Genomic DNA, 16,833 nt, shown 5'->3' with positions numbered 1-16,833 from the left:
TCGAACTGAGTCGCTGAACCGGGCATTCGCCGAACGCCGAGACGGCCTCGGCGCGTGCCCGGGATCAGTCAGACCAGTTCGCGCTCCCGCGTCTCGGGGAGGGCCAGTACGCACAGGAGCGAGACCACCGCCATGGCGCTCACGTACCAGCCCACCGAGGCGGAGCCCCAGGCGGGTTGGAGGCGGGTGGCGACGAGGGGGGAGACGGCGCCGCCGAGGACGCCGCCGAGGTTGTAGGCGAGGGAGGCGCCGGAGTAGCGGACGCGGGGGCCGAAGAGTTCGGGGAGGTAGGCGCCCATGGGCCCGTACACGACGCCCATGCAGAACAGCGCGCCGCCGAGGGCCAGGGCGATCAGGACGGGCTGCTCGGTGTCGAGCAGCGGGAAGAGGAGCAGGCCCCAGACCACCGCGAGCCCCGTGCCCGCCAGGACGACCTTGCGGCGGCCCCGCGCGTCGGAGCGGGTCGAGGCCAGCCAGGTGCCGGCGGCGAGGAAGAGGCACGCGACCATCGACAGGCCGAGCATGGTGGAACGGGCGATGCCGAGGTTCTTGGTGGCGTAGGCGAGGCAGTAGGTGGTGGCCGTGTAGAAGAGGCCGTACGCGATGATCATCCCGCCCGCGCCGAGCAGGAGTTCGCGCCAGTGCCGGCGCAGCACGTCCAGCGTGGGGACCTTGCTGGCCTCCTGCCGCTCCATGACCCGCGCGAACACCGGCGTCTCGCTGATCTTCAGCCGGACGAACAGCCCGACGCCCACGAGCAGGAACGACAGCAGGAAGGGGACGCGCCACCCCCAGGACCGGAACGCCGCGTCGCTCAGCGCGGACGACAGCAGCCAGAACACCCCGGTGGCCGCGAAGAACCCCACGGACGGGCCGAGTTGCGGGAACGCCGCGTAGAGTCCGCGTCTGCCGCGCGGCGCGTGCTCGACGGCCAGCAGCGCCGCCCCGCCCCACTCGCCGCCGAGCCCGATGCCCTGGACGAAGCGCAGCAGCACCAGCAGCAGCGGGGCCCAGAGGCCGAGCGTGGAGTAGCCGGGCAGCAGTCCGACGAAGGCCGTGGACAGCCCCATCATCAGCAGCGACGCGACGAGTACGGATTTGCGGCCGACGCGGTCCCCGAAGTGGCCGAAGATCACGGAGCCGAGCGGCCGGGCCGCGAACGCCACCGCGTACGTGGAGAACGAGGCGAGCGTCGCGTTGACCGGCGTCAGCGTCGGGAAGAACGCGTCGTTGAGCACGAGGGCGGCGGCGGTGCCGTAGATGTAGAAGTCGTAGAACTCGATGGCCGTGCCGATGAAGCTGGCCACGGCCACCCGCCGCAGGCTCTCCGGACTCTCGGGGTGCTCCGGACCCGTTGCCGGGGCGCCCGAGCCTGTCGCGTCCGCCGGGCCCGCGCCGGGGCGGCCGTCGCTTTTCTCTTCCGCCGTCGCCGGCGTCGCATCGTTGAGCACGACCGGAACTCTCACGTCAGCGCCGTGTCCGCGTCAATACTCGCCCCGCGGCGTCTTGTCCGTTGAGACGCGCCGGGCGGTGCGTGGACACGCCCCGCGTCCTCCGGGCGGGCCGGACGGTGCGTGAACATGCCCCCGTCCTCCGGGCGGGCCGGACGGTGCGTGAACATGCCCCCGTCCTCCGGGCGGGCCGGGCGGCGCGTGGACACGCCCCGCGTCCTCCGGGCGGGCCGGCCCCGGGGGTGGGCCGGCCCCTCGGGACGGACTACTCGGCGATGCGCACGGCGCCGGACGGGCAGATGTTGCCCGCCTGGCGGGCGGCGGACAGTTCGGCCGCGCCCTCCGGCTCCTTCTTGAGTACGTCCACGAGCCCGTCGTCATCCTGGTCGAAGACGGTCGGGGCGGTCAGGGCGCACAGTCCGGCGCCGACGCAGACGTCCCGGTCGGCGGTCACTCGCATGGTCACTCCTTTCGCGGCGGTCACCAGGTGACCGGCAGTTCGTTGACGCCCTGGATCGTATGCCCCGGACGGAGGGTCAGCTCCTCCACCGGAACCGCCAGCCGCAGCGTCGGGATGCGGTCGAAGAGGGCCGTGAGGATGATTTCGAGCTCCAGGCGGGCCAGGTTCTGGCCGAGGCACTGGTGGACGCCGTAGCCGAAGGCGATGTGGTGCCGGGCCGGGCGGCGCACGTCGAAGTCGTCCGGGGCCTCGAAGACCGAACCGTCGCGGTTGGCTATCGAGTTGGAGATGATCACGCCCTCGTCGGCGCGGATCAGCTGCCCGTCGATCTCGATGTCGGCCGTCGCCACGCGGCCGCCCGCGATGTCGGCGATGGCCAGATAGCGCAGCAGCTCCTCGACGGCGCCCGGGATCAGGCTCGGGTCCTCGCGCAGCGCGGCGTGCTGGTCCGGGTGTTCCAGCAGGGTGATCACGCTCAGCGAGGTCATCGAGGCGGTCGTCTCGTGGCCCGCGACGAGCAGCAGGATCGCGTCCGAGACCAGGCCGTCGCGGTCGACGTCGCCCTTCGACAGCTGTTCGTTGGCCAGGTTGCTGAGCAGCCCGGTGCCGGGCTCGGCCACGAACTTGTCGACCAGCTCGCCCAGGTAGTCCGCGAGCTCCCGGCGCGCGGCGAGCGCGGCGTCCGCGTCCTCCCCCTGGATCATGCGCTGGGAGGCGCTCTGGAAGAAGTCGTGGTCGGCGTAGGGCACGCCCAGCAGCCGGCAGATCACCAGGGACGGCACCGGCAGCGCGAACTGCTTGACCAGGTCGGCCGTCGGGCCCGCGGCGAGCATGTCGTCGATGAAGCCGTTGACGATCTGCTCGATGTCCGGGCGCATGCCCTTGATGCGCTTGAGCGTGAACTCGCTGATCATCATCCGCCGCTTCGGCCCGTGCTCCGGCGGGTCCAGGCCGATGAACGCCTGCGGCGAGGTACGGAACGCGGCGAACCGCGGGGACGTGGCGGGGAAGTTGTCGTCCTGCCGGTTGGACGAGATGCGGGGGTCGGCGAGCAGCTTCCGGGCCGCCTCGTGCTTGGTCACCACCCACGCCTGGCGGCCGTCGAAGAGGGTCACCTTGCGGAGCGCGTCACCCGAGTCCCTTAACTCGGTGTACTCCTTGGGCAGTTGGTAGGGGCAGGTGCGGTTGCTCGGGAAGGCTGGTGCGTCTTCTTGGTGGATGGGAGCGGTAGTCGTCTCAGTCATCGATCTCCTCGAAGTCCCTGACGCATAAAGAACGACCAGTTCTCTAAGTGAGAGGCTAGGTCGCCCAGTTAGAGAACGCAATGACCCCTGAGTAAACTCTGTGGAATGACGCTGTCACCCAACGCCGATCCGGCCGCGGAACCGGCCCCTGACCACCGCAAAGGCCCCCGCCGACGCGGTCAGGAACTGGAACACGCCATTTTGAAGGCGACGTTGGAGGAGCTGGTCGAGGCCGGCTACGCCGGGATGACGATGGAGCGGGTCGCCGCCCGCGCCCGTACGAGCAAGGCCGCCCTCTACCGCCGCTGGCCCGGCCGCCCCGAGCTCGTCATGGACGCGATTCAGAAGTTCGGCGTCTCCGAGATGACCGTCCCGGACACCGGCGCGCTGCGTACGGACGTGATCGAGGCGCTGCGGCAGATGGCCGCGAAGATGTGCACCCCGTTCGGCGGCGTCATGCGCGGCCTGCTCGCCGAGGCGGCGCGCGAGCCCGAGTTCGCCAAGCTCATCCGGGAACGGGTGCACCCCGCCGGCCCGGCGGTGATCAGAACCGTCCTGGAACGGGCGGTCGAGAGCGGCGAGGTCGAGCCCTGGGTCCTCGGATCCCGCCGGGTCACGGTCGCCACGGACCTCCTGCGCAACGAGTTCCTGCTGTTCGGCGCGCCCATCGAGGAGGAGACGATCACGGACATCGTCGACGAGGTGTATCTGCCGCTCATCCTCAGCCCGGCGCCGCGCCGTCAGTGAGGTCTGGCGGCCGGGGGGCGGTGGGGCGCGCCCGGTCCGTACGTGGGCCGCGGGCTGTACGTGCGTCCCAGGGCTGTACGAGAGGCTGTACGAGGCCCCCGTACGCGCGCCCAGTCCGCACAAGTCCCGCCCCCCTGACCGTACGAGCTCCGCCCCGTACGCGTACGAGATACGGCATTCGGGATAAGGGATACGGGATACGGGCCCCTCCCCGGCAATTCACTTTCCCGGCGTATGGCCGGGCCCCCCGTGCGGCGGGAGGATGCGGCACATCGGACCGCTGAGGGGAACCGCCATGGCCGGATTCAGTGTGAAGCCGTTCTGGGAGCTCACATTCGACGCCGACGGGGATGTGAACGCCGGCCAGCGCGACGCGCTGACGCGGGACGTCGCCCGCGCGAACCTCACCGACCTGGTGCTGTTCGCGCACGGCTGGAACAACGACCGGTCGATGGCGACGCGGCTGTACGACCGGTTCTTCGCCGTCTTCCCCAAGCTGCTCGCCGACACGCAGGGCGTGCGCGTCGGCTACGTCGGGGTGTTCTGGCCGTCGATGCGCTTCACGGACGAGCCCGTCCCCGACTTCCCGTCCCAGGCCGCCGCGGCGGCGTCCGCCCCCGCCCGCCCCGGACTCGACAAGGACACCCGGCGCGCGCTCAACACCGCCTTCCCCGGCAAGGTCATGACCGTGGCGCGGCTGGCCGAACTGCTGGAGAAGCAGCCGGACACACGGGCGCGCTTCGAGGAGTTCGGCTCTCTGGTACGCCAGTTGACGGAGGTGCCGACGGATGGGCCGGCCGCGAGGTTCGCGGCGGACATGGACCACGACGGGCCGTCGGGCGCCGTACCGACGATGCTCACGGAAGACCCGGTCAAGGTCTGCGAGCGGTTCACCGAAGCCCTGGCGGAGGCCGGGGACACGCGGCCGGAACTGTTCGGCGGCGGGCTGAAGCGGCTGTGGAACGGGGCCCGCGAAATGCTGCGCCAAGCCTCGTACTACGGCATGAAGCGACGCGCGGGCACCGTAGGACAGCTGGGCCTCGGCCCGGTGCTGGGCCGGCTGGCCCGCTCCTCCCCCACCCTGCGCGTCCACCTGATCGGCCACAGCTTCGGCGCCCGCCTGATGTCCTTCGCGCTGCGCGGCCTGCCGGAGGGCGTGGGCAGCGTCAAGTCCCTGACGCTCCTCCAAGGCGCCTTCTCCCACTACGCGTTCGCCGAACGCCTGCCGTGGGCGGCCGGCCGGGGCGGGGTGCTGCGCGGGGCGCCGAGCCGGGTGGACGGCCCGGTGGTGTCCTGCCACTCCAGCCATGACACGGCGCTGAGCATCCTCTACCCGGCCGCCTCGAAACTGGCCGACGACGCCGAGTCGATCATGGGCATCGGCGACGAGCGCTGGGGCGCGATGGGCTTCAACGGCATCAAGGCCGTGGACCCCTGCGAGGAACTCACCCTGGCGGACGCCCTGCGCGGCCCCTTCCCCGCCTCGGGCTGCGTCAGCGTGGACGCCTCGGCGGTGGTGGCCCGCGGCCTCCCCCCGGCGGGCGCCCACAGCGACATCTGCCACGAGGAACTGGCCCGAGTAGCCCTGACAGCGGGCCGCGTCCTGTCCTGAGAACCTGATTTCGCCAGTCTCTGCCATCTTTCGTCCCGATGTGACCTGTTGTGCCGCTTGGAGGGGGTGGCGCCGGGGGACGTAAGCGGGCCCGTAGGCGAGCCGGGCCACCGCGCTTACCGGCCTGAGCCGGCCTGCCCCGCCCCTCCCGTCCCAGTCCCCGCAAGGGCCTGTGCCGGAGGCCACTTGGGCAGGGAAAACGCAACTTCGACACGGCCCGCGGAGGCGGCTACCTTCACCTGGTCTTCGGCGGTCGCCCACGGCCGCACCGGGGTTCCTTCAGGCTGAGCCGGCCGTGACGGGGATCGAGCAGGCCGATCAGGTCCATCAGGTCAGTCAGGTCAATCAGGGAGAGACGTATGCCCCATCTCGCGCTGTACACATTCGGCGTCCTGAAGTCGCCTCTCGCCGATCGCGCGCCTCTCACGCGCGAGTTCCTCGACAGCGCCGACGCCGTCTACCAGAAGATCAGCCAGAGCCCCGGATACGTCGCTCATGCCGAAGCGGCGGACGGCGGACGGGGCACGCACTTCGACTTGGACTGGGGCGCGTGGGGAGAGTTCGCCGTACCGGCCTGGTACGGCAAGGGCCGCACCGGGGAAACCATCGCCCTGGCCGCGACCCTCTCCCTCTGGACCGGCCTGCGCCCCGCCTTCGACGCCCTCTACACCGGTCTGCACCGTGAGGCGCTGAACAGGCGCTACGACTGGTTCGAGAGGACAGGCCGCCCGAGTCACGTGTTCTGGTGGGTCTCCGACGGCGCGACGCCCACCTGGCAGGACGGGGTTTCCAGGCTGGAGCGCCTCCACGACCACGGCGCCGCGCCGCACGCCTTCACCTTCCGCCACTCGTTCGCCCCGGACGGAACTCCGGCCAGGATCAAGGGCATCGGTCCGCAGAGCGCCCAGGTTCACTGACGACGAAGCCTGAACGCCTCCGCCGGCGCGGAGGAAGGCCCCGGTCGGGACGAGACCGGTGCCGCGCCTGCCGCCGCGCCGTGCGCGCCCCGTGGAGCGGGCGCGGCCTGTCAGTGCTCCTCGAAGACCGGGGTGACTTCCAGGCCCCCCTTGCCCGAGTCGCTCACCGGCAGGTTGACCTCGACCGGGACGGTGGCGTGGTGCGTCTCGTTCGGAGGTGTCACCACGAGGGCGGTGCCGCGGACGCCCGAGCCGCCGGAGTTGTTGACTGGGTAGACGACGTTGGCAGTGGCCGTTTTCCCCGCTTTGAGGGTGAACGGCGTCCCCACCTCCTGCTTGTTGCGGTCCACCGGCTGGGTGCCGTAGTTGGTCTTGAGGTCGACGCCCGGGAACCCGTTCATCCGGCAGTCGCCGCCGTTGTTCGTGAACCTGATGACGATCGAGCCCAGACCCTCGCGGGCCTCGCCCTGGTTCTTCGCCGTGATGCGCAGATTCGCGGTGCGGCACGTCGACGCCTCCTTCGATGAGGTCGAGGACGTCGAGGAGGAGTGCGAGCCGTTCCCCGACGATGCCCCGGACCCGCTGGAGGAGTCGGCCGACGATCCGCCGCGCGACTCCGAGGACGACGCCGCGGTCGAGGAGGAGCCGTCCTTGGCCTTCGAGTCCGAGGAGTCGCCCGCCTCGCACGCGGTGAGCGCGACGGTCGCCGTCAGCGCGACAGCGGTGGCGACAACGGCCCTGCGGACGGATATGCGGTGCATGGTGTGCTCCTCGGTAACTGCGGGCGTGGCGCCCGGCGCAAGTCGGTGTCCGTTGCCGATCCTCTCGCCCCGGACGGCAGCCAATATTCCAGCCCGCGCTGTCGTCCGGCTAACGCGCGCGGGTGCGGGGCCTTTGGCCACAGGCGCAGGCGCTGGGCGCCCGGCTGGCGCGCTGGTTCGACGAGTTCGTGCCCCGGCCCGAGCCGGTGCGCAGCTACTCCCGGCCCGCCCGGCGCCAGGCGTCGACCCCCGACATCCCGCGCGCGGGCCGCTCCTTCCCGCCCGAGGAGGTCGCCCGGTGCACCTTCGGCGTCGTCCTGGACACTTCGGGCTCGATGTCCGGTCCGCTGCTCGCCAAGGCGCTGGGCGCGATCGCCTCCTATGCCGAGGCCCGTGACGTGCCGGCCGCCCGAGTGGTGTTCTGCGACGCCGCCGCCTACGACGCCGGGTATCTGGCGCCGACGGAGATCGCCGGGCGGGTACGGGTCAGGGGGCGTGGCGGCACGGTCCTGCAACCCGGCGTCGACCTGCTGCGGCGGGCCGATGACTTCCCGCCGGCGGCCCCCGTCCTGGTGATCACCGATGGCTGGTGCGACGTGCTGCGGATCCGTCGCGAACACGCCTACCTGATCCCGGAGGGCGCGGGCCTGCCGTTCACTCCGCGCGGACCGGTCTTCCGGGTGCGCTGAGCGGTGCCACCGCGTCATCGACCGCACCGGCCCATGCCGGTCCTCCGGCCCCGCGAGAGCCATGCCTTCTTCGAGCGCGGGCTCCGGGGCCGCCGCCGCTACTTCTCCAGCACGGTCGTCCGCGTCAGCGGCAGTCGCAGGGTCTCCCGGAAGGAGAACAGCACCACCAGGGCCGATACGGCCGCGAGGGCCATCAGGTAGAAGCCGGGGGCGAGCGGGGTGCCTGCCAGGGAGACGAGGCCGGTTGCCGCGAAGGGGGCGGTGCCGCCGAAGAGGACGTACGCGGCCGTGTAGCCGATGGCGGAGCCGCTGGCGCGGAGCTGGCCGGGGAACATCTCGACCATCGCCGCCACATTGGACGTGCCGATGATCGACACCAGCACCGCGAGGACGATCGAGCCGACGGCGGCGCCCGGCAACCCGGTGCCGATGAGCCAGAACGCGGGCAGTGTCAGCACCGCGAAGCCGCCGCACGCCACGAGCAGCATCGGTTTGCGGCCGAACCGGTCGCTGGCGGCTGCTGCCGCCGGACACGCCGCGCTGTAGGCGAGCATGGCCAGCATGCTCGTCAGCATGGCCTGCGATTTGGTGTAGCCGACCTCCTCCGACATGTACGCGATCATGTAGCTGCTCATGAGGTAGTAGCCGACGGCGTTCGTGATGCTGTAGCCGAACAGCGTCAGCACCTGTCTGCGGCAGACCCGCCATGCCTCGCGCAGGGGGGCCTTCTGGACGTTGTCGCGTTCCTCCATCGCCCGGAAGACGGGGGTGTCGTCGATCCGGCGGCGCAGGAACAGGCCGATGGCTCCGAGCGGGCCGGCCAGCAGGAACGGGATGCGCCAGCCCCAGCTCCGCAGCGCCCCGTCGTCGAGCGCCGACGTGATCAGGAGCCCGGTGAGCGCTCCGGCCACGGACGCCAGGCCGACGGTCAGCGGCACCACGCTCGCGTACCGGGCACGGCGGCCCTCCGGCGCGTACTCCATGATGAACGCCGAGGCGCCGGTGTACTCGCCGCCCGTGGAGAAGCCCTGCACGGCCCGCAGCAGGAACAGCAGGATCGGGGCGGCGATGCCGAGCGCGGCGTAGCTGGGCAGCAGGCCGATGAGGAGCGTCGAGCCGCTCATGCACAGCACGCTCAGCGCCAGCATGCGGTTGCGGCCGATCCGGTCGCCGTACCGGCCGAAGAACGCCGCGCCGACCGGTCGGGCGATGAAGCCGCCCGCGAAGACGGCCCAGGTCGCGAGCAGCGCCGCGGTCTTGTCGTACTGCGGGAAGAAGAGCCCGGCGATCGTGGCGGACATGATCGCGTAGGCCCCTGAGTCGAACCACTCCACGAAGTTGCCGACGGCCGTCGCCATGGCCACCTTCCGGTGCACGGACGGCGGTGTGCCGGGGGCCTCCTCGGCGGCGGCGGGCGGCGCCGAGGGCGAGTGGCTGTCGGTGGTCATGTCCGGCCGTCCTTCCGGGGTGGCGTCACGGCCGCGGGGGCGGCGGAGTCGAGGTCGCGGGCGCGCAGGGCGGCCCGCTGGATCTTTCCGGTGGCCGAGCGTGGCAGTTCGTCGACGAACTCGATCAGCCGGGGGTAGGCGAACTTGGAGTGCGCGGCGCGGGCGAAGCCGGTGATGTCCGCGGCCAGGCTCTCATCCGGCTCGTGGCCGGGGTTCAGTTCGATCCACGCCTTGACCGCCTGGCCGCGGACGGGGTCGGGAACGCCCACGACTCCGGCGTCGGCGACGGCGGGGTGGCGTCGCAGTACCGCCTCCACTTCGTACGGGCCGACACGGTACCCGGACGTCTTGATGACGTCGTCGGTGCGGCCGAGGAACCAGAAGTATCCGTCCTCGTCCCTCACGGCCTGGTCCTTGGTCCGGTACCAGGTCCCGCCGAACGACTCGGCGGAAGCCTCGGGCCGCTTCCAGTAGCCGAGCGGGAACTGGGGGTTGGATCCGGCCCGCAGACAGATCTCGCCGGGCTCCCCGGTGGGGACCTCCTGGCCGTCGGCGTCCAGCAGCGCCACCTCCCATCCGGGCAGCGGCCGGCCCATGGAGCCGGGCTTGACGGGTACCCCGGGGAAGTTGCCGAGCAGGGGGTAGGACTCGGTGGAGCCGTAGTAGTCCAGCGGCGTGACGTCGAACTGGGCCTGGAACCAGTCGATCAGATCGGTGGTGAGCGGTTCGTTCGAGCAGCACACCACGCGCAGCGACTGGGGGTACCGGCTGCCCGCGTCCGGGACGTCCTGCTTCATCTTGCGCAGGAAGGTCGGGTTGACCAGGGCCGTGGTGACCTTGTTGCGGGCCATGCTCGCCAGCAGCCCTTCGGGGTCGAAGCCGCGGGCGGGCCGGTACACGAGGTGCACGGCGCCCGCCCGGAGCGGGCCCATGAGCTTGGCCATGGACCAGGCCCAGTCGCCGGCGCCGTAGAAGACGTCGCCGGGCCGCAGGTCGTGGCAGTAGTGGAACTCGTTGTGCCCGAGCAGGGTGCGGTGGGCGTGCACGATGCCCTTGGCCTCGCCGGTCGTGCCGGAGGTGTAGAAGATCAGGGCCGGGTCGTCGGCGGCGGTGTCGGCCGTCTCGTACTCCGCCGGTCGCGCGGCGATCGCCGGGTCGTCGACGTTGACGACGGTGCCGTCGAATCCCTCCGTCCGGTCCAGTGCGGCCGTCTCGGTGATCAGCACCGCGGCGCCGGAGTCGGCGAGCCGGTAGCGGATGGGCTCGTCGGCCCAGAGCAGGGACATCGTCACCAGGACGGCGCCGGTGCGCAGGACGCCGAGGTAGGTGGCCGGGGTGTCGGGGCGCTGCGGCAGCAGGACCGCGACCCGGTCGCCCTTGCGCACGCCGAGCGCGTGGAGGTGGGCGGCGATCTGCCGCGAACGGTCCTGGATCCGCTGCCAGCGGACCTCTTCGCGGTGGCCGGTGTGGTCCTCGAAGACGAGCGCGAGCCGGTCGCCGGGGTGGCGGTCGGCGACGTCCGCCGCCATGTTGTACCGGTCCGGGACCTGCCACTGATGGTCTTCGACGAGGCGGCGGTAGGCCTGATCGCCGTCGCCGGGGAGGGCTGCGCCGGGGTGCGGCGATGCGGTGGTCGTCATGGGAGTTCCTCTTGTACGCGGGAGGGGGTGCCCGAGTGGGAGCACTGCGCCACCCGCATCGAAAGCTGCTCTGGTACGCGGAAGCGGGACGGTCGCGGCGCAGCCCTGCGGCTGCGGCCGATGCGGTGGGTTCAGCGGCGGCGGCCCGCGAGGAATCGGGCCATCTCGCGCTGCGGCTCCCCGGTGGCGTAGGCGGCGATGTGCACCTTCTTGGCGGCGTCGATCGCGTCGTCGAGCCCGGCGTCGTCCAGCTCGCGGAGCCGGCCCTTGGTCAGCGCGAGGGCGCCCGCCGGCAGCTCCGCGAGGCGGGCGGCCTCGGCGAGCGCCTCGGCCCTGACCTGGTCCTCGTCGACGAGGAGGGACAGCAGGCCGAGCCGCTGCGCCTCCGCCCCGCCGACGAGCCGGCCGGTGAGGGCGAACTCGGCGGTCTTGGCCCGGCCGAGGATGCCGCGCATGGCCCAGATGCCGGTGATGCTGGGGATGCCGGAGAGCACCTCGGGCTGCCCCATCCGGACGCCGGCGTGGCCGATGCGCAGGTCGGCGAGGAGAGCGAACTGGAATCCGGAGCCGGCGGCGACTCCGTTGACGGCGGCGATGACCGGCTTGTCCAGGGCGCGCACGGTGCGGAACAGCAGGCCGAAGTCGTCGATCCACGCCTCGGCGGCCGCGTGGTCGTCGGGGTCGATGGCCGCGGTCTCGGCGAGGTCCTGTCCGGCGCAGAAGGCGCGTCCGGCGCCGGTGAGGACGACCGCGCGGCACGCCTCGTCGCGGCCGGTCTCCTCCAGCGCCGCGACGAGACGGGCGCGCATCTCGCCGGTCCACGCGTTGAGCTTGTCGGGGCGGTTGAGGGTGACCTCGGCGACGTGGACGTCGCCGGGCACGGAGGTCACGGGGTGGCGGGAGACGACAACGGTGTCGGCGGTGCTGTTCTCAGTCATGGGGCGGGCCTTTCGGTAGGCATGCGGAGGCCGCCGGTGCGGGTCCGGGGCCGGGGCGGGAGAGTGACGGGTCGGTGTCCGGTGGAGGACGTCCCGTGGGCAGCCATGCAAACAGGCGTTGATGTGATCCAGCCAACACCAATGGGGACTGACGGTGATATCGCAGCGATATGGTGCGCTCATGGAGCTCCGTCACCTGCGGTACTTCGCCGTACTCGCCGACGAACTGCACTTCGGCCGGGCCGCGGCACGCCTGCAAATGGCCCAGCCGCCGCTCTCGCAGCGCATCCAGGACCTGGAACGGGAGTTGAACGTCCGGCTCTTCGACCGCACCCGGCACCGCGTCCAGCTCACCGAGGCCGGCGCCCTGCTCCTGGAGCACGTACGGCCGGTGCTCGCCGGGGTCGAGGACGCCCGGGACGCGATGCGCCGGATCAGGCCCGGCGAGGCGGGCGTGCTGCGGGCCGGCGTGCCGCCGGACACCGAGCCGCGGGTGCTGCGCACTCTGACCGCCGAGTTCGCCCTACGGGCGCCGGATGTGCTGCTCGACATTCACGAGTTCACGACCGACGAGCAGCTGGCGCGGCTGCGGAACGGCGAACTCGACGCCGGTGTCGTGCGCCACCCGTCCGACACCGTGGGCCTCGAATCCGGCCCGGTCGCCCGCCGGGAGCTGGGCGTGGTGCTGCACGCCGACCACGCCGCGGCGGCGGGCGACGGCCCCCTGCGCCTGCGTGACCTGGACGGGGCGCCGCTGGTGATCTTTCCGCGGGCGATGGCGCCGCGCCTGTACGACCACATGCTGACCGTCTGCCGCGACGAGGGCTATCTCCCGGGCTCCATCCGCCACGCGCGCAACCCGAACTTCGTGCACGGACTGGTGCTCGCCGGCCGCGGCATCCACCTCAACGAGGCCCCGTCCGCCCCGCTCACCGAGGGACTGGTATGGCGTCCGCTGAACGGGACGGCGCTGACCTGGCAGACGTCCGTGGTGTGGGTGCCGAGCCGCCACAACGAGTCGATCGCCGCGTTCGCCGAGGCCGTGCCGAAGGGCCTCGCGGAGGCGGGCCACCGCTTCGACCAGGCGGGCGGCGACCAGGGACCCGCGTCGGCCTGAGCCCCCCGCTCCCCGCGACCGCGGCCGGGCGGCCGTACCGCCGTCACTCCGGCGACAGCCGCGGTGACGGCGATACGGACCGCCCGGCCCCGCTCATGTCCTCTCCCGGTCAGCGGTGCGCCGGGAACTCCACCACCTGCTGGTAGGTCGGGCGGTTCTGCCAGGTGATGGATTTGTGGGTGAGGCCGCCGACGGCGCGCTGGATGATGGAGTCGGCGCACCACTGGTCGCCGGCCTTGCAGCTGTCGTCGCCCGGGTAGACCTTCTCGGCGGGCTGGGAGGCGGCTTGGCGGAGGGTGTCGAGGAGGGCGGTGCGGCAGGCGGAGAGGTCGCCGTCGCCGCAGTACTGCTTGGCCAGGGGGCCCTTGACCGGTTGACCCAGTACGGAGCGCAGGTCCTTGTCGACATAGCTCCACCAGCCGGTGAGGAAGGCGGAGCCGGCGTGGGAGCCGGTGGGGCCGTGGCCGGCCGAGGGGGATTCGTCGATGCCGGCATTGGCCTGAAGCGCCTGGTAGAGGTCGCCGCCGAGCCCCGGCTCGTACTCGGCCTTCACCAGCAGGGGCCACCAGGCGTCCATGGTGCGTACGGCGTCGGCGTGCGCGTAGGAGTGCGAACCCGGCGTGGTCTCGCGGCGCTGCGCTCCGTCCGCGCGCCAGGACTCCAACTGCTGGACCACAGAGGAGAGTTGCGGGTCGGGGATGGGCTGCGAGCGCAGCACCTTGATCAGGTCGGGCAGTACGTCCTCGCCCCGCAGGTCCGTGACGGCGGCGTCCTCCATGGCGCGGGTGAGGGACGCGCGCGTCACCCCGCCCTCGGCCACCAGTTTGCGCACCCGGTCATCCAGCAGATTGGCGCGGTGCACCGAGCCCGCCGCGAAGTTGGCGGAGGTGTAGTCGTCAGATTGCTTGTTATTCCACGAAATGTAGTAATCCTGATCGATGTCGTTGGGGTGCTGGGCCGCCGGGGTGTAGTCGGCCGTGTTGCCCGCCGGGTCGAAGCCCTTCCACTCGTACGCCTTGTCCGCTGTGATGGGCAGCGACGGGTCCACGTCCGGGTTGCGCACCGGGTTCAGGCCGCTGTTGAAGTACGCGGTGTGCTTCGAGTCCGCGTAGAACCAGTTGAAGGCGTAGCCGATGTGGTCGGCCGCGCTCTGGAAGGTCTTGGCGTCGCGTACGTAGCCGGGGTCGTTGAGCATCTGGAAGCCGATGATGGAGTCGGCCTCGTGACGGTAGGTCGAGCGCAGCGCGGTGTAGGCGACGGGCTTGCCGCCGACGGTCGCGCGGTGGGTGACCGTGCCGTACTCGGTGCGCAGCACCTGCATGCGGTATGAACCGGCGGCGCTGGAGTCCGCGAGGGTGGGCTTCCAGGAGTTGGTGCGCTCCAGCTTCTCCATGGGGAGGCACGTGCCGTGGAATAGGTAGTGCTCGGAGCGCTCCGTGGGTTTGCCGCCGTTCGGTTCGCAGAGGTCGACGGCGTACGTGTCGGTGATGTCCTGGGCCGCGGAGGTCGCGCTCCACGCGTAGTCCGCTCCGCGCCCCAGCTCGACGTACATGCTCACGCCCGCGAAGGACGCCCCGCGCGCGCTGATGCCGGGGCCCTGGATCTCCTGGAGCATCAGCAGCTGCGGGGCGAAGTAGCCGGTCTGCGGGCCGAATACGGCGACGGGATGGCCACTGGCGGTGTGCTTGCCGGAGACGAGCAGGGCGTTGGACATGCCGTGCCTCTTGCCGAACAGGTCGCCGGGGAGCACGCCCTTGTCGAACATGCCCTGCGCGGGCTTCAGTTTCTCCGGCGCGTCGACCGGGGTCTTGGCGGGTTTCTTGGCCGCCGCCGCGCCCGTACGGTCGTACACCAGCGGTTCTTCCTTGACCGACCCGGCGTCGGGCAGCGCGACGCCCTTGGCGTTCTTCGGCTTGCCCGCGTAGGGGAAGCTCTGGCCGTCGTGCAGGGTCTGCACGGCCTCCGGGTCGTTGCGTTCGCGGAAGGACTCCCAGACCTTGGTGCCCTCGGCGGCGCCGTACCGCTTCTGCGCGGCGAGCAGGGAGAGCGCGGCCTGGACCTCGCCCCCGCCGCCGTTGCCGAAGAGGCCGCCCACCACGGAGGCGAGGGCGATGAGGTCGGTGAGTTTGAAGGGGGCGATCTCGCCCTTGTTGGTGATGGCGTCGATGTGGCCGGTGAGGACGTATTCGCCGGGGAAGTACCGGCCGTCCTTGGACTGCTGGCGGTAGGCGTTGATGCCGTCGACGTACGCCTGCGCGTCCTTCATGGCCTGCTCGCCGCGCGGACCGCTGGCGGCGATCTTGTCGACCTGGGCCTGGAGGTCCTTCTCGGTGTACGGGGCGGTGCGCCAGAACTGCTGCTCAAGCCCCTGGTTGGCGGCGGCGCCGCCCGCGAAGGAGGTGAGTTCGCCGCGGCCGATGTGGCGGAAGAGGTCCATGAGCCAGAGCCGGTCCTGGCCCGCCGCGTAGCCCGCGCCGTACTCGGTTCCGTACCGCGTGGTGCCCTGGATGTGCGGGACGCCGGTCTGCTTGTCGCGGGTGATGGTGACGTCGTCGCGCGGCTTGTCGACCTTGGCGACGTTCTCCTCGGCCACGCCGAAGGAGGAGTCGTTGAAGAAGTCGCGCAGCTTGTCGTCGGTCAGCGACCGGTAGCCGCCGGCCAGGTCGCCGTACGGGCCGAGCTGGTCGGTGCTGTGCTCGGGGTGGGTGCCGAAGGCGCGGTTGCCGAGGATCTGGACGAGGGTGGCGTTGCCGTTCTCGCCGGGCGGCAGGATGTCGCCGCACTGGCCCCGGCAGTAGTCCTCGGCGGGGGCCGACGCCTGCTCGGCCGGGGCCGCCTGCGCCGCCGGGGCGACGAGGGCCGCGCCGAGCGCCAGCAGCGCCGCGGTCGCGGTCGTTCTGAGTTTGCCGATGCGCCGTCGCATTCCTGCTCCTCCCGGTGACCGTCGCGGCGGACGTTACCGCCGGTACGGACGTGCCGGAAGATGAGCATCAGTCACCTTTCCAAATCCTCACAACTGAGTGGGGCGAAAGCCGTGTGGAACGGATCGGCCTCGGTATACGTCCATTCCACAACGGTCCGAGTCCGCTTGTCGGAGGTGGGAGCATTGGCCGGTTTCAGAGCGCTCGCACGAGAAGTGCGCAATCCACGCAACAGCACGGCGCTACGACGGACGTCACTGCGTAAATGCCTCGAACGATTCGCCCCCTACGGACACCGGGCCACCTGGCACCACCTGTGCTCCCGCGCCGGACTGGCCCCCGACGACCGCGGCCCCGACCCGGCCCGGCTGATCATCGCGCTGGAGGAGCTGGAGGAGGCCAGGGCGGTCTGGCTCGCCTACGAGGCCGAGTTCGCGGAGCGGCGGCGGCGCGAGAAGCACGACGGCATCCGGCAGCCGAGCGCCATCGACGAGTGGCACCGCCGCACATGGGGCGGGTGCGACATCGTGCCGTGCGCGACCCCCCTGCACCATCCGACCGCGCGCCTGGCCGACGTGTTGCGGCGCATGATCGCGGCCATGGAGTCGGGTCCGGGCGACGGTTGCCCGGTCTGCTCGCAGGGGCCGCTCGAATGGCACGACGACCTGGAGCGCTACCCGCTGTCGGGCCCTGTCTGCACGGGGTGCGGCGTCGTGGTGCCGCTGCCCGTGCTCACGCCGGAGGCACTGTCGATGGCCCGGCGACCGCAGTTCGAGAGGCGCTACGCGGGGGTCTGACCGATGGAGGCCCGGCCCCGCCCCGGCCGTCGGGTGCGGCGGGGCGGGGCTCCTGTTGCCGCGGAGGGCCGACTGTCGCCGCGGAGGGCCG

Annotated in this window: 13 protein-coding genes and 1 pseudogene; 6 read left to right on the top strand and 8 right to left on the bottom strand. The window is 71.5% G+C overall.

All coding sequences use genetic code 11. The features are described from left to right. Positions 1 to 68: 68 nt before the first annotated feature. From AB0I49_RS18640 to AB0I49_RS18630, 3 genes are all read right to left on the bottom strand, one after another. Entirely contained in the window at positions 69 to 1,322 is a 1,254-nt protein-coding gene (locus AB0I49_RS18640; RefSeq protein WP_363228129.1) for an MFS transporter, read from the bottom strand. A 394-nt stretch (positions 1,323 to 1,716) separates the two neighbouring features. After that, entirely contained in the window at positions 1,717 to 1,911 is a 195-nt protein-coding gene (locus AB0I49_RS18635; protein ID WP_363129501.1) for a ferredoxin, read from the bottom strand. 20 nt (positions 1,912 to 1,931) lie between these two features. Next, on the bottom strand, positions 1,932 to 3,155 hold the full coding sequence (locus tag AB0I49_RS18630; protein ID WP_363228038.1) for a cytochrome P450: 1,224 nt from the start codon (positions 3,153 to 3,155) through the stop codon (positions 1,932 to 1,934). Positions 3,156 to 3,260: 105 nt separating this feature from the next. On the opposite strand from AB0I49_RS18630, the gene AB0I49_RS18625 reads away from it, so the two are divergent. The 3 genes from AB0I49_RS18625 (at position 3,261) to AB0I49_RS18615 (ending at position 6,431) form a co-directional block, all read left to right on the top strand. Further along, positions 3,261 to 3,902 carry a TetR/AcrR family transcriptional regulator gene (locus AB0I49_RS18625; protein WP_363228037.1) on the top strand — a complete coding sequence of 214 codons (642 nt, stop codon included), beginning with the start codon at positions 3,261 to 3,263 and terminating at the stop codon, positions 3,900 to 3,902. A 295-nt stretch (positions 3,903 to 4,197) separates the two neighbouring features. Continuing rightward, positions 4,198 to 5,514, top strand: a complete 1,317-nt coding sequence (locus AB0I49_RS18620; RefSeq protein ID WP_363228036.1) for a serine-threonine protein kinase — start codon at positions 4,198 to 4,200, stop codon at positions 5,512 to 5,514. 359 nt (positions 5,515 to 5,873) lie between these two features. Further along, positions 5,874 to 6,431: a DUF3291 domain-containing protein gene (locus AB0I49_RS18615; RefSeq protein ID WP_363228035.1), complete on the top strand. Its 558-nt coding sequence runs from the start codon at positions 5,874 to 5,876 to the stop codon at positions 6,429 to 6,431. 110 nt (positions 6,432 to 6,541) lie between these two features. Here AB0I49_RS18615 and AB0I49_RS18610 read toward each other — a convergent pair whose 3' ends face one another. Next, the gene (locus AB0I49_RS18610) at positions 6,542 to 7,192 is read right to left on the bottom strand and encodes a DUF4232 domain-containing protein (protein ID WP_363228034.1); all 651 of its coding nucleotides are present in this window, start codon (positions 7,190 to 7,192) and stop codon (positions 6,542 to 6,544) included. Positions 7,193 to 7,350: 158 nt separating this feature from the next. Between AB0I49_RS18610 and AB0I49_RS18605 the strand changes: the two are divergent. Further along, a pseudogene (locus AB0I49_RS18605) lies at positions 7,351 to 7,881 on the top strand (VWA-like domain-containing protein); the annotation flags it as partial. Positions 7,882 to 7,979: 98 nt separating this feature from the next. On the opposite strand, the gene AB0I49_RS18600 reads toward AB0I49_RS18605, so the two are convergent. The 3 genes from AB0I49_RS18600 to AB0I49_RS18590 form a co-directional block, all read right to left on the bottom strand. Further along, on the bottom strand, positions 7,980 to 9,329 hold the full coding sequence (locus AB0I49_RS18600) for an MFS transporter (RefSeq protein WP_363228033.1): 1,350 nt from the start codon (positions 9,327 to 9,329) through the stop codon (positions 7,980 to 7,982). Next, positions 9,326 to 10,969, bottom strand: a complete 1,644-nt coding sequence (locus AB0I49_RS18595) for an AMP-binding protein (protein ID WP_363228032.1) — start codon at positions 10,967 to 10,969, stop codon at positions 9,326 to 9,328. The genes AB0I49_RS18600 and AB0I49_RS18595 overlap by 4 nt, the downstream gene beginning before the upstream one ends. A gap of 131 nt (positions 10,970 to 11,100) precedes the next feature. After that, positions 11,101 to 11,907, bottom strand: a complete 807-nt coding sequence (locus AB0I49_RS18590; RefSeq protein WP_363228031.1) for an enoyl-CoA hydratase/isomerase family protein — start codon at positions 11,905 to 11,907, stop codon at positions 11,101 to 11,103. A 181-nt stretch (positions 11,908 to 12,088) separates the two neighbouring features. Between AB0I49_RS18590 and AB0I49_RS18585 the strand changes: the two genes are divergently transcribed. Then, a complete protein-coding gene (locus AB0I49_RS18585; protein ID WP_363228030.1) occupies positions 12,089 to 13,024 on the top strand; it encodes a LysR substrate-binding domain-containing protein in 936 nt (311 codons plus the stop codon). Positions 13,025 to 13,133: 109 nt separating this feature from the next. On the opposite strand, the gene AB0I49_RS18580 is transcribed toward AB0I49_RS18585, so the two are convergent. Then, entirely contained in the window at positions 13,134 to 15,947 is a 2,814-nt protein-coding gene (locus tag AB0I49_RS18580; RefSeq protein ID WP_363228029.1) for a penicillin acylase family protein, read from the bottom strand. Between the two features lie 183 nt (positions 15,948 to 16,130). Here AB0I49_RS18580 and AB0I49_RS18575 point away from each other — a divergent pair, with 183 nt between their 5' ends. Next, the gene (locus AB0I49_RS18575; RefSeq protein WP_363228028.1) at positions 16,131 to 16,742 is read left to right on the top strand and encodes a hypothetical protein; all 612 of its coding nucleotides are present in this window, start codon (positions 16,131 to 16,133) and stop codon (positions 16,740 to 16,742) included. The last annotated feature ends 91 nt before the right edge of the window (positions 16,743 to 16,833 follow it).

The sequence above is a fragment of the Streptomyces sp. NPDC050617 genome (assembly GCF_040654795.1).
In the GTDB taxonomy this organism is placed as follows: domain Bacteria; phylum Actinomycetota; class Actinomycetes; order Streptomycetales; family Streptomycetaceae; genus Streptomyces.
The sequence above is the reverse complement of the archived record's forward strand: the minus strand, read 5'-3'. Positions and strand labels throughout refer to the sequence as shown.

Bases quoted from the DNA above. Each gene is read 5' to 3' on its own strand.
- AB0I49_RS18610 (WP_363228034.1), bottom strand. From the start codon at position 7,192: ATGCACCGCATATCCGTCCGCAGGGCCGTTGTCGCCACCGCTGTCGCG.
- AB0I49_RS18630 (WP_363228038.1), bottom strand. From the start codon at position 3,155: ATGACTGAGACGACTACCGCTCCCATCCACCAAGAAGACGCACCAGCC.
- AB0I49_RS18625 (WP_363228037.1), top strand. From the start codon at position 3,261: ATGACGCTGTCACCCAACGCCGATCCGGCCGCGGAACCGGCCCCTGAC.
- AB0I49_RS18620 (WP_363228036.1), top strand. From the start codon at position 4,198: ATGGCCGGATTCAGTGTGAAGCCGTTCTGGGAGCTCACATTCGACGCC.
- AB0I49_RS18595 (WP_363228032.1), bottom strand. From the start codon at position 10,969: ATGACGACCACCGCATCGCCGCACCCCGGCGCAGCCCTCCCCGGCGAC.
- AB0I49_RS18600 (WP_363228033.1), bottom strand. From the start codon at position 9,329: ATGACCACCGACAGCCACTCGCCCTCGGCGCCGCCCGCCGCCGCCGAG.
- AB0I49_RS18580 (WP_363228029.1), bottom strand. From the start codon at position 15,947: ATGCGACGGCGCATCGGCAAACTCAGAACGACCGCGACCGCGGCGCTG.
- AB0I49_RS18635 (WP_363129501.1), bottom strand. From the start codon at position 1,911: ATGCGAGTGACCGCCGACCGGGACGTCTGCGTCGGCGCCGGACTGTGC.
- AB0I49_RS18590 (WP_363228031.1), bottom strand. From the start codon at position 11,907: ATGACTGAGAACAGCACCGCCGACACCGTTGTCGTCTCCCGCCACCCC.
- AB0I49_RS18615 (WP_363228035.1), top strand. From the start codon at position 5,874: ATGCCCCATCTCGCGCTGTACACATTCGGCGTCCTGAAGTCGCCTCTC.
- AB0I49_RS18585 (WP_363228030.1), top strand. From the start codon at position 12,089: ATGGAGCTCCGTCACCTGCGGTACTTCGCCGTACTCGCCGACGAACTG.